The sequence below is a fragment of the Pseudomonas sp. B424 genome (assembly GCF_055408345.1).
Window position 1 is genome coordinate 75,276 of the sequence record NZ_JBUZTL010000017.1, and the last position, 13,063, is coordinate 88,338.

General features: G+C 59.0%; 8 protein-coding genes. 2 read left to right on the forward strand and 6 right to left on the reverse strand.

Annotation, left to right across the window (positions count from 1 at the left end):
* Positions 1-240 precede the first annotated feature (240 nt).
* Together ACZRMS_RS18500 and glyA are read left to right on the forward strand one after the other, a co-directional pair.
* Positions 241-4,098: a sensor domain-containing protein gene (locus ACZRMS_RS18500; protein ID WP_463996476.1), complete on the forward strand. Its 3,858-nt coding sequence runs from the start codon at positions 241-243 to the stop codon at positions 4,096-4,098.
* A 105-nt stretch (positions 4,099-4,203) separates the two neighbouring features.
* The gene (glyA, locus tag ACZRMS_RS18505) at positions 4,204-5,457 is read left to right on the forward strand and encodes a serine hydroxymethyltransferase (RefSeq protein WP_463996477.1); all 1,254 of its coding nucleotides are present in this window, start codon (positions 4,204-4,206) and stop codon (positions 5,455-5,457) included.
* Positions 5,458-5,753: 296 nt separating this feature from the next.
* On the opposite strand, the gene yjiA is transcribed toward glyA, so the two are convergent.
* The 6 genes from yjiA to katB all read right to left on the reverse strand — a co-directional run bounded on the left by yjiA (position 5,754) and on the right by katB (position 12,846).
* Entirely contained in the window at positions 5,754-6,722 is a 969-nt protein-coding gene (gene yjiA, locus ACZRMS_RS18510) for a GTPase (protein WP_463996478.1), read from the reverse strand.
* A gap of 142 nt (positions 6,723-6,864) precedes the next feature.
* Positions 6,865-7,062: a YbdD/YjiX family protein gene (locus ACZRMS_RS18515; RefSeq protein ID WP_003443968.1), complete on the reverse strand. Its 198-nt coding sequence runs from the start codon at positions 7,060-7,062 to the stop codon at positions 6,865-6,867.
* Between the two features lie 15 nt (positions 7,063-7,077).
* On the reverse strand, positions 7,078-9,144 hold the full coding sequence (locus ACZRMS_RS18520) for a carbon starvation CstA family protein (RefSeq protein ID WP_463996479.1): 2,067 nt from the start codon (positions 9,142-9,144) through the stop codon (positions 7,078-7,080).
* A 127-nt stretch (positions 9,145-9,271) separates the two neighbouring features.
* Positions 9,272-10,639, reverse strand: a complete 1,368-nt coding sequence (gene radA, locus ACZRMS_RS18525) for a DNA repair protein RadA (protein ID WP_463944470.1) — start codon at positions 10,637-10,639, stop codon at positions 9,272-9,274.
* Positions 10,640-10,684: 45 nt separating this feature from the next.
* Positions 10,685-11,215 carry an ankyrin repeat domain-containing protein gene (locus ACZRMS_RS18530; protein WP_463996480.1) on the reverse strand — a complete coding sequence of 177 codons (531 nt, stop codon included), beginning with the start codon at positions 11,213-11,215 and terminating at the stop codon, positions 10,685-10,687.
* An 89-nt stretch (positions 11,216-11,304) separates the two neighbouring features.
* On the reverse strand, positions 11,305-12,846 hold the full coding sequence (gene katB / locus ACZRMS_RS18535; RefSeq protein WP_463996481.1) for a catalase KatB: 1,542 nt from the start codon (positions 12,844-12,846) through the stop codon (positions 11,305-11,307).
* Positions 12,847-13,063: the final 217 nt, after the last annotated feature.

Here is a 13,063-nt window from a genome sequence, read left to right on the forward strand (position 1 = left end):
AATAAGGTGCGAGCAATGCCCGGATCAGGCCATAGCAGAAAGTCAGGGACTGATCGAGATCAATGCCTGCTCGCAGAAAAAGCATAAGTGTAGACGCCCGAATCTACCTGAATGCGCTGAACAGGGCAAACCAGCGCAGACCGGAGGACTGGCACTTTGCCACAACCCAAGGCATGCTAAGCGCCCTCTGGGCGTCTTAGGGGGCCTCGCGCCATTGCCGCCGAATTGCAGGATCACAACTTGCCCAATGTCACACCATCCACGCCCGCCAATGCATCCAGCCAATTACTTGGTACGCCTGTGCGCGGGACGTTAAAAAGTGCGTTGGCGGCTCTGGTTCTACTGTTGCTGGCGATGCTCTTCTGGTTATTGATCGAACAGTTCCAGGAAACACTGCAACAAGAACGCCAGACCAGCATCAATTACAGCGCCGACCTGGCCGATCACATCAGCCTGAGCATGGCGCTCAGGGCCGAGACAGCCCTCAACCTGCTGCCCGTCGACCAGTCGCCGAAAAACCTGCGTCAACAACAGTTGCTGGTCAAGCAACTGCGCCAATCCCTGCCGGCCCTGCAAAGCGTGGCCTTGCTCAGCACGACGGGCGAGGTACTGCTCGACAGTACCGGCACCAGCCCGGACGCCGCCTACCTGGCTGACTGGATCCGGAACAACCCTTCGCGCAGCCGCACCGAAGGCTACTACTACAGCAACAACAATGACGGCAGCGTCGTCTACTTACTGTTACGCCAGCCCAGCGGCTCCATTAATGGTTACTGGCTGCTGCGCATGAATCCGGACCTGCTGCAAAACCTGACACACCAAAGCGCCGGCAGCCGGCCGCAATGGCTGGTCGAAAACACACAGAGCCGCAAAGTGCTCAGCCGCATGGACAAACCTATTACGCCGGCGGTCACCCTGACCCCTCGCGATGAAGAGGACACCGTGTTGCTGACCGCCATCAGCCATAGCGACTGGCAACTGCGCGGACTGTTCAATGATCGCCAGGCGGTTGAGCAGTTGCTGCCCGGGCTGATCGGCAAATGCCTGCTCGGCTTGCTGTTTTCGTTGTTGCCGCTTATCGCGCTGCTGAACATGCGCCGCCGCCAGCGTCAGCTGCATGAAGGGCGCCGGCGCTATCACGATATTTTTGAAGGCACCGGGGTCGCGCTGTGCGTACTCGACTTGTCCAGCTTGCCGGGCTTCCTTGAGCGCGAAAAACTGCACGACAGTGACGGCCTCAAGCTATGGCTGAGCGATCACCCGGAGCATCGTCGCCAGCTGTTTGAACAACTGCGCATCACCGAAGTGAACCAGGTGGCCATGCAACTGCTGGCGGTCGAATCAGGAGACGGCGCCTGGCAAAAACTGATCAATGGTTGCCCGCAAACCGGCTCGGCCATTGGGTATCAGATCGTCGAAGCCGTGCTCGATCAACAGCAGCAGCTCGAACTGGAAATCAGGCTGACCGATGCCGATGGCCAGGATCAGCATTTATGGCTGGTACTGCGTCTGCCCGTGAACCGTCAGGAGTATCACGCGGTCATCCTGAGTATCAGCGACATCACCAGCCGCAAGCTGATCGAACTGTCCCTGCAGGAACGCGAGAGCTTTTGGTCCGACGTGGTGCGCACCGTACCCGACCATCTCTATGTGCAAAACGTCATCACTCAACAGATCATCTTCAGCAATCATCACCTTGGGCAAACCCTGGGCTACAGCAGCTGCGAACTGCAGCAAATGGGCGCTTACTTCTGGGAACTGCTGCTGCACCCCGAAGACGCCGAGCGCTACCACCAGTTGCGCCAGCAACAACGGCTCGATGGCTACAAGGACCTGATGCAATGCCAGCTGCGCTTTCGCCATCACCAGGGCAACTGGCGGCGCTTTGAAATCCGCGAGCAGGCCTTCGCCCGTGACACCGGCGATCAGGTCACGCGTATTGTCGGGGTGGCCAAAGACATCACGGACCAAATCGAAGCCAGCGAGTCGTTGCGCGACAGCGAGCAGCGTTACCGGATGCTGGCCGAAAGCATCAGCGACATTATTTTCTCCACCGACAGCACGTTGCAGCTGAATTACCTCAGCCCGTCAATACAGACAGTACTGGGCTACGAAGCGCAGTGGGTGTTCAACAACGGCTGGCAATCGATTATCTCCACCCCACAGCAACTGACCGGCATCTATGGCCTGATCGAGCGCATCAGTGCCGCCCTGGACAAGCCCCAGCAGCTCTCAGCCCTGCGTACCCAGGTGCAAAGCCAGTTGTTCCAGCTCGATTGCCTGCGCGCAGACGGCCATAAAGTCCCCATCGAGTTGCGCCTGGTGCTGGTATGGGATGAGAACGATGCCTTCGAAGGCATTTTGGGTGTTGGCCGCGATATCAGTCAGCAGCGCAGGGCCGAAAAAGACCTGCGCATGGCCGCGACGGTATTCGAACACTCCACCTCGGCCATCCTGATTACCGACCCCGCCGGCTATATCGTGCAAGCCAACGAAGCCTTCAGCCGGGTCAGCGGTTACGCCGTGGCCCAGGTGCTCGACCAGTTGCCGAGCATGCTGACTGTCGACCCTGAGCAGCACGCGCAACTGGCCTACGTGCTCAAGCAACTGCATCTGCACGGCACCTGGGAAGGTGAAGTCTGGCTCAAGCGCCTCAACGGCGAACACTACCCGGCCTGGGTCGGCATCACTGCGGTGCTTGATGACGAGGGCGATCTGGCCAGCTATGTGTGCTTTTTCAGTGATATCAGTGAGCGCAAGGCCAGCGAACAGCGAATTCACCGCCTGGCCTATTACGACGCCCTGACCCACCTGCCCAACCGCACCCTGTTCCAGGACCGTCTGCACACGGCACTGCAACAGGCCGAGCGCAACAAGTCGTGGGTGGTGCTGATGTTCCTCGATCTCGACCGCTTCAAACCCATCAACGATTCACTGGGCCACGCGGCAGGCGACCGCATGCTCAAGGACATGGCCATTCGCTTGCTGGCCTGCGTCGGCGATGACGATACCGTTGCGCGCATGGGCGGTGACGAGTTCACCCTGCTCCTGCAACCGAGGACCACCCGCCAGATGGCCTTGAACCGGGCCATCAGTGTGGCCGAGCAAATCCTCGCCAGCCTGGTCAAACCCTTTGTGCTCGAAAGCCGCGAGTTTTTCGTAACCGCCAGCATTGGCATCGCCCTGAGCCCGCAAGACGGCAACGAACTCAGCCAGCTGATGAAAAATGCCGACACCGCGATGTATCACGCCAAGGAACGCGGCAAAAACAACTTCCAGTTCTATCAGGCGGACATGAACGCCAGCGCCCTGGAACGTCTGGAGCTCGAAAGCGACCTGCGCCATGCGCTGGAACAGAAAGAATTCATCCTGTACTACCAACCTCAATTCAGCGGCGACGGCAAACGCCTGACCGGGGTCGAGGCGTTGTTGCGCTGGAACCACCCGAGACGCGGCCTGGTACCGCCCGGCGACTTTATCCCGGTACTCGAAGAGCTGGGGCTGGTGGTGGAAGTGGGCGACTGGGTGCTGGCAGAAGCCTGCCGCCAGCTCAAGCTTTGGCACCAGGTCAAAGTGCGCGTACCCAAAGTCTCGGTCAATATCTCGGCGCGCCAGTTCTCCGATGGCCAGCTGGGCACACGCATCGCCAATATCCTCAAGAAAACAGGCCTGTCGCCTGCCTGCCTGGAGCTTGAGCTGACCGAGAGCATCCTGATGCGCGAAGTCAGCGAGGCCCTGCACATCCTGGCCAGCCTGAAAAACCTCGGCCTGAGTATCGCCGTAGACGACTTTGGCACGGGTTACTCATCGCTCAACTACCTCAAGCAATTCCCCATCGACGTGCTGAAAATCGACCGTACCTTTGTCGACGGCCTGCCGTCAGGTGAACAGGACGCACAGATAGCCCGGGCGATCATTGCGATGGCCCACAGCCTGAACCTTGCGGTTATCGCCGAAGGCGTAGAGACCCACGAACAGCTGGATTTCTTGCGCGAGCATGGCTGCGATGAGGTGCAAGGCTACCTGTTCGGACGGCCGATGCCCGCTCACCTGCTGGTAAAACAACTGAAAGCGGCGAGTGATGAGCTGCAAAACTGAGACTTGCAGTGCGATCAAGTGCGCCGTGAATCGCATTCATATGCCAGATAAAATCCATTGAGTTAGAATGCCCTCCTTTTCTGCCCCCGATCCTTGAGGACCGCCATGTTCAGCCGTGATTTGACACTTGCCAAGTTCGACGCCGACCTTTTTGCCGCCATGGAGCAAGAAGCTCAGCGCCAGGAAGAACATATTGAGCTGATCGCTTCGGAAAACTACACCAGCCCAGCGGTCATGGAAGCTCAAGGCTCGGTGCTGACCAACAAATACGCCGAAGGTTACCCGGGCAAGCGCTACTACGGCGGCTGTGAATACGTCGACGTGGTTGAGCAACTGGCTATCGACCGTGCAAAAGAACTGTTCGGCGCCGATTACGCCAACGTTCAGCCGCACGCCGGCTCCCAGGCCAACAGCGCTGTTTACCTGGCCCTTCTGTCGGCTGGCGACACCATCCTGGGCATGAGCCTGGCCCACGGCGGTCACTTGACCCACGGCGCCAGCGTTTCGTCCTCGGGCAAGCTGTACAACGCCATCCAGTACGGCATCGACGCCAACGGCCTGATCGACTATGACGAAGTCGAGCGCCTGGCTGTTGAGCACAAGCCAAAAATGATCGTGGCCGGTTTCTCTGCCTACTCGCAGATCCTGGACTTCCCGCGTTTCCGCGCCATTGCTGACAAGGTTGGCGCCTACCTGTTCGTGGACATGGCTCACGTAGCCGGTCTGGTTGCTGCAGGCGTTTACCCGAACCCGGTTCCGTTTGCTGACGTAGTGACCACCACTACCCACAAAACCCTGCGCGGTCCACGTGGTGGCCTGATCCTGGCCAAAGCCAACGCCGACATCGAGAAGAAGCTGAACTCGGCCGTATTCCCGGGTTCGCAAGGTGGCCCGCTGGAGCACGTCATCGCCGCCAAGGCCGTGTGCTTCAAGGAAGCTCTGCAACCAGAGTTCAAGGCTTACCAGCAACAAGTCGTGAAAAACGCGCAAGCCATGGCATCGGTATTTATCGAGCGCGGTTTTGACGTGGTATCGGGCGGTACTGAAAACCACCTGTTCCTGCTGTCGCTGATCAAGCAAGACATCTCGGGTAAAGACGCTGACGCCGCACTGGGCAAAGCGTTCATCACCGTAAACAAAAACTCCGTACCGAACGATCCACGCTCCCCGTTCGTGACTTCGGGTCTGCGTTTCGGCACTCCGGCTGTTACCACTCGCGGCTTCAAAGTAGAAGAATGCCGTGAACTGGCGACCTGGATCTGCGACATCCTGGACAACATCACTGACGAAACCGTGATTGACGCTGTTCGCGAGAAAGTAAAAGCCATTTGCGCCAAGCTGCCGGTTTACGGCAACTGAGTGTAAACAGCTGAACAAAAAGCCCGGCCATGTGCCGTAATGCTGTTCACTTAAGCGATCTCTAACTCTGTGGGCGCGGCGGTGCGACGGTTCGACTTGCTCGCGATGGTCGTAAACGATGACGCGTATTTACTGAGTAAATGCGTCGCTCTGAAGACCATCGCGAGCAAGCTCGCTCCCACAATTGAGTAGCGTTGCTCTATAAATGAACAGCATTACGGCCATGTGCCGGGCTTTTTTGTGGGCGCTTACTTGCAAGTCGCCTGCCCCGGCGACAACAGATCAAAAGCCCTCACTCAGGCCCCAAGCCGGGCAAAACCCTCACGGATCTTGGCCTCAGGCAAATCATCGGCAATAAACACCATCACGCTTTCACGCGACTCACCTTCAGCCCATTCAGTGTCCCAATCAAAGCCATACAGCTTGAGCACGCCCTGGAACACCAGCCTGCGATCTTCGCCCGCAATGCTCAGCACGCCTTTGTAGCGCAGTAACTGTTTGCCGTGATCTTCGAGCAGCTCATTCATAAATGCGCTGAGGCTGTCGATATCCAGTGGCGTGTCGGTGCGCAGTACCAGGCTGGTGATGCGGTCAATGGACGCCGCAGGCTGCACCGGGCGCAAGCTCAGGCCGCCACCCAGGTCTGCGTTGAGGTTAAACCCGCGTACATCCAGCAGCTCGGCCAGATCAATCTTGCCGTGCTCGACCACGCTAATCGGCGCGCGGCAGTTGATGCGGGTCAGGCGCTCGCACAGGGCATCAAAAGTGGCGTCGTCCACCAGGTCGCGCTTGCTCACCAGCAGGCGGTCGGCAAAGCCGATTTGCGCCTGGGCAATGGTCTGGCTCAGGTGTACATCGGCGTGGGCCGCGTCCACCAGGGTGATGATGCCGTCCAGCAGATAACGCTCGCGCAGTTCTTCGTCGATAAAAAAGGTTTGTGCCACAGGCGCAGGGTCCGCCAGGCCAGTGCATTCGATCACCAGCCGGTCGAAGGCAATTTCGCCGCTGTCCAGGCGCTCAAGCAACAGGTACAACGCCTTGGTCAGGTCGGTGTGGATGGTGCAGCACACGCAACCATTGGACAGGGTCATCACTTGCACCGGCTCGTCGCCCAACAGCTGGGTGTCGATCCCGGCATCGCTGAATTCGTTTTCGATCACAGCGATTTTCAGCCCGTGCTCGGCCTTGAGCAGATGGCGCAACAAGGTGGTTTTGCCGGCACCGAGAAACCCGCTGAGGATGGTGACGGGGATTGGAGGGGACATGCACAAATCTCCTTGAAAATGACGCAAAACAAATGTGGGAGCGGGCTTGACCACGATGGCATTAAATCGCTCAGTCATACCGAGCCGATGCCATCGCGGGCAAGCCCGCTCCCACAATCAGATACCACTCGCCCTTAACGGGTTAACAGCACTTGGGCCCACCCTTGCCGCCGTAACGGGCCTCCTGGCGTTCGCGAAAGAACGCCTCGTAGGTCATGACCGGCTTGTCCGGGTGTTTGGTTTGCATATGCTCGACGTAGTTGTCGTAGTCGGGCATGCCGACCATCAGGCGCGCGGCCTGACCGAGGTATTTACCGAGGCGACTCAGGTCATTGAACATGGCTGCAATCCTCTGTTAAGCGTCTGGAACGGTTTGGTACGGCGACTCTTTATCCGTACGCTCTTTACGACCCCAGGCCGCTGCACCCACTTTTACCGCATAGAACAGAATGCTGAACACCACGAACAGGAACAGCACGGTCAGACCGGCGTTGGTGTAGGCATTGATGATCACGTGCTGCATCTGGTCGATGTTTTTCGCCGGGGCAATCACCTGACCCGCTTCCAGGGCCGTACTGTATTTGTTGGCCAGCGCCAGGAAGCCGACCGCCGGGTTGGCGTCGAACAGCTTGATAAAGCCTGCGTAGGTGGTGCAGATCAGCAACCAGACCGCCGGGGTCATGGTTACCCAGATGTAGCGCTGGCGCTTCATTTTGATCAGCACAACGGTCGCCAGCATCAGCGCGATACCCGCCAGCATCTGGTTAGAGATGCCGAACAGCGGCCACAAGGTGTTGATGCCGCCCAGAGGGTCGATCACACCCTGGTACAGCAGGTAACCCCACATTGCCACACACAGACCGGTTGCCAGCAAGTTGGCGCCCCAGGACTCGGTACGCTTGAGTGCAGGCACAAAGCTGCCGAGCAAGTCTTGCAGCATAAAGCGACCGGCACGGGTACCGGCGTCAACGGCCGTCAGGATGAACAGGGCCTCAAACAAAATGGCGAAGTGATACCAGAACGCCATGGTGTTTTCGCCCGGCAGCACGTTGTGCAGGATCTGGGCGATACCCACAGCCAGTGTCGGCGCACCGCCGGCGCGGGCCAGGACGGTGGTTTCACCGATGTCATGGGCCAATGCTGTCAGTGCATCCGGAGTAATTGCAAAACCCCAGCTGCTAACGGTTTGCGCAACAGTCACCACATCACCGCCGACGATGGCCGCCGGGCTGTTCATGGCGAAGTACACACCCGGCTCGATGACCGAAGCGGCAACCATTGCCATGATGGCCACGAAGGACTCCATCAACATCGCGCCGTAGCCGATGTAACGGGAGTTGCATTCGTTATCCAGCAGCTTGGGTGTAGTACCCGAGGCAATCAGTGCGTGGAAACCCGACACCGCGCCGCAGGCAATAGTGATGAACAGGAACGGAAACAGACCGCCTTTCCACACAGGGCCGGTGCCGTCGGTGAACTGGGTCAGTGCCGGCATTTTCAGCTCGGGCATGGTGACCAGAATGCCGATGGCCAGGGCCACGATGGTGCCGATCTTGAGGAATGTCGACAGATAGTCACGTGGTGCCAGTACCAGCCAAACCGGCAGTACCGCTGCCACAAAGCCGTAACCGATCAGCATCCAGGTGATTTGCGTACCGGTGAAGGTAAATACCGGGGCCCACTCCGGGCTGGCCGCAATCTGGCCCCCCAGCCAGATCGAACCGAGCAACAGCAGTACGCCGACGACCGAGATCTCACCAATACGACCCGGGCGGATGTAGCGCATGTAAATGCCCATGAACATCGCGATCGGGATGGTTGCCATCACCGTGAACATGCCCCAAGGGCTCTCGGCCAAGGCTTTGACCACGATCAGCGCCAGCACCGCAAGGATGATGATCATGATCAGGAAGCAGCCAAACAGCGCGATGGTGCCAGGCACCTTGCCCATTTCCTCGCGCACCATATCGCCCAAAGAGCGACCGTTGCGGCGGGTGGACATGAACAGAACCATAAAGTCCTGCACCGCGCCGGCCAGCACCACACCGGCGATCAGCCAGAGTGTGCCCGGCAGGTAGCCCATTTGCGCGGCCAGGACCGGCCCGACCAGAGGCCCGGCGCCAGCAATGGCGGCAAAGTGGTGACCAAAAAGAATGTGTTTGTTGGTTGGCACGTAGTCCAGACCGTCGTTATTGACCACCGCCGGTGTTGCACGCAGTGGGTCCAGCTGCATCACTTTAGTAGCGATAAACAAACTGTAATAACGATAAGCAACCAGATAGATGGCAACAGCTGCCACTACGATCCACAAGGCGTTGATCGCCTCGCCTCGACGCAAGGCCACTACGCCCAAGGCGCAGGCTCCTACAATTGCCAGCACCAGCCACGGGATGTGGCGTAGCAGGCTATTTTTATTATTCATTTTTATATTCCGGCCAGTTGGACAAGAAGGTTTGCCCCCGGAGTTTAGCGCTACCAGCTCTAAAGGCCACCCCCTGGCGTTGATCTAGAGCCTTCTTTTGCGGATTTGTGCTGGCCGGACCAGGTCATTATTCGAACAGCGCATCCAGCGCCTGCTCCAGGCGGGTCACACCAATAACCTGCAAACCTGGCGGAGATTCTTTCGGGGCATTGCCTTTGGGCACGATGGCGCGTTTGAAGCCGTGCTTGGCCGCTTCTTTAAGCCGCTCCTGACCGCTTGGCACGGGGCGTACTTCGCCAGACAGGCCGACTTCGCCGAACACCAGCAGGTCATGGGGCAGCGGCCGGTTGCGCAGGCTGGACATCACGGCCGCCATCAACGCCAGGTCTGATGCGGTCTCCAACACTTTGACTCCGCCCACAACGTTGAGGAACACGTCCTGATCGTGAGTGGGAATACCACCGTGGCGGTGCAGGACCGCCAGCAACATGGCCAGGCGATTCTGGTCCAGGCCCAGGGTCACACGACGCGGGTTGGACATATGGCTGTCATCCACCAGTGCCTGCACTTCCACCAGCATGGGCCGGGTGCCTTCCCAAGTGGCCATGACCACACTGCCCGGCACTTCTTCCTGAGCGCGAGTAAGAAAAATCGCAGACGGGTTGGAGACTTCTTTCAAGCCTTTGTCGGTCATACCAAACACGCCCAGCTCGTTGACCGCGCCGAAGCGGTTTTTCACCGCCCGCAGCAAACGCAAACGGCCATCGGACTCACCCTCGAAATACAACACGGTATCCACCATGTGCTCCAGCACCCGGGGGCCGGCCAGCGCCCCCTCTTTGGTCACGTGGCCCACCAGGAAAATCGCCGTGCCGCTGGACTTGGCATAACGCACCAGCAATGCCGCGCTCTCGCGCACTTGCGACACGCCGCCCGGGGCCGATTGCAGCTGTTCGGTGAAGATGGTCTGGATCGAGTCGATCACCATGACCTTGGGTTTTTCCAGCTTGGCGGTGGCGATGATGCTTTCGATGCAGGTTTCGGTCATCACCTTGAGTTGATCCTGCGGCAGCCCCAGGCGCCGGGCGCGCATGGCCACTTGCTGCTGGGATTCCTCACCGGTGACATACAGCGCAGGCATGCGCGTGGCCATATGACACAGGGTTTGCAGCAGGATCGTCGACTTGCCGATGCCCGGGTCGCCGCCGATCAGCACCACTGAGCCATCAACCAGACCGCCACCGAGCACCCGGTCAAGCTCGCCGGAGGCGGTGGAGAAACGTGGGATTTCAGCGATGCTGACTTCGGCCAGGGTCTTGATCTGCGCCTGTTGCCCGGTCCAGCCGGTACGGGCACTGGGTGGCGCGGCCGCCCCGCTTTCTACAATGGTTTCGACCAGGGTGTTCCAGACGCCACACTCGCCACACTGCCCGGCCCACTTGGGAAAGGTTGCGCCGCACTCGGTGCAGCCGTAAATGCGCTTGGGCTTGGCCATCTGAACTCCACGGAAAAACCGCGATGATAGCCCACCCGGCCGTGATCAGCGCGACACTGGCATGCGGATTTCGCCATTGGCCAGCCGAGCGGCACTGTTACCCGATGCATCTTCGGCATTCAGGTCCGCGCCTTTGCCGGACAAGTCATTGAGCAACTCGACCCGCTTGAACAGGCCCGCGTACATCGCTGCAGTTTGCCCCGCGCCGTTACGCTGGTCGGGGTTGCAGTCGGTGGCGAGCAAACGGCGGGCGATCATGAGTTCGCCCTTGAAAATGGCGCCCATCAGGGCGGTGTTGCCGCGGTGGTCTTGCACACAGGCATTGGCGCCGGCCTTGAGCAAATGCTCAACCGCCTCGCCCTGACCGTTGTAGGCCGCAAGGATTAACGCGGTATAGCCTTTGTTGTCCTGGATATCGAGCCCGTAGTGCGACTCGATAAAGGTATCGAGCATCGCCACGTCACCGCGACGGGCGGCGTCGAAATAATGATTCTGGAGCTGTGTTTGCACATCCGGCTCTTCGGCGAGACAGGTGCCGCTGGCAAGCAGCAAGGCCAGGGAAATAAACATACGCATTGTGGATAACCTGCAATTGCTCGCTTGAATCAAAAGCCCCTCACCCGGGCCCTTTCCTGAAGGGAGAAGGCCCGGGTGAAGGCCGGAGGTTAATCCACCAGTTTCGAAGCCAGTGCCTTGACCCGCGCCAGGTCACCCTTGGCCACTTTGGTCACGCCTGTGCCGTACTCTGGATCGGCCTTGTAGAGGAACGACAGGATGATGTGCTTGCTTTCATCGTCTGTTGTCGCCAGTGAGCCACCGAAGTTTTCAATCAGGTCCTGACGCTCTTTCTTGCTGAATGAGCGGTACAAATCACCGGCCTGCTTAAAGTTCTGCTCACGCTGAATCTTCGCCTGCTGGGTGCTGCCCGACAGCGGCGTTTCGATGTAGCGCGCGGCTTGCGGCTCTTCACGCGGCATCAAGCGGCTCGGCTGGTAGTTCACACCACTGCTGGTGTGGCCGATGTTCATCGCACCGTCCTGATTGCCATTGTTCACCGCAACACGCGGCGCGTTGATCGGCAATTGCAGGGCGTTGGCACCCAGGCGGTACATCTGGGTATCGGCATACGAGAACACCCGACCTTGCAGCAAGCGATCTTCGGACGGCTCGATACCCGGTACCAGGTTGGCCGGGGCCATGGCGACCTGCTCGGTTTCCTGGAAGACGTTGGCCGGATTGCGGTTCAGGACCATTTGCCCGACTTTGCGCTCAGGCACGCCCGGCCAGATTTTGGTGGCGTCCAGCGGGTCAAAATCAAACGACTTCAGGTCTTCAGGCTTGAGCACTTGCACATACAGGTCCCACTTGGGGAAATCGCCCTTGTTGATGTGAGTGACCAGATCGTTAGTCATGTGGCTGTAGTCCTGGCCCTGAACCTGAGTCACTTGTTTCGGGTCAAGGTTGTGCAGCCCCTGAAGGCTCTTCCAGTGGAACTTCACATAACGTACATCGCCCTTGGCATTTACCAGTTTGTAGGCGTGTACGCCGTTACCGTCCATCTCGCGGTAGCTGGCCGGGGTACCTGCGTTGGAGTACAGCTCGGTCAAGGTGCGCGTGGCTTCCGGCACGTGGGAGAAGAAGTCGAACCGGCGCGAGTCGTCGTCAAGGTTGGTACGCGGATCGGGTTTGAACGCGTGAACCATGTCCGGGAACTTGATCGCGTCACGAATAAAGAACGTCGGGAAGTTGTTGCCCACCAGGTCCCAGTTACCGTCAGCGGTGTAGAACTTGGTGGCAAAGCCGCGCGGGTCACGCAGGGTTTCTGGCGAATGGGTGCCATGCACCACGGCCGAAAACCGCACAAATACCGGGGTGGTTTCGCCTGCAGCGAACACACGGGCTTTGGTCAGGTCGCTCAGGTCATTGGTGACGGTAAACGTGCCGTGCGCACCGGTACCGCGAGCATGCACGACCCGCTCCGGAATACGCTCACGGTCAAAACGCTGAAGCTTTTGCAGCAACTGCACGTCCTGCAACAAGACCGGGCCGTTGGCCCCTGCCGTCTGAGAGTTCTGGTTATCACCGACAGCCGCACCGTTATCGCGGGTCAGGGTTGCGGCGTGGACCGAAACCGAAAGCAGGCTGGCGCTTAAAACACACAGCAGGCGGCGCTGTGAAGCCAGGCCGAAGCCCAGGGAGGTGGTCATGCGTATGTCCTCTGGTTATTGGATGCGCGTAGCAGCGCTGACCAGAGGCTAGAGGCCTGCGGGGCAAACTCTAAATAGAAAGGTCTCAAGCCGGCCATTGAAAAAAAGGTCTGGCATTGGGGTAATCAATCGCGTATTTGGCGCCACTTGCAGGGCAGTAGAAAACTTATGGTCATTGATCAGGTCGATTACTGAACATATGCAAACAGCGGCGCAG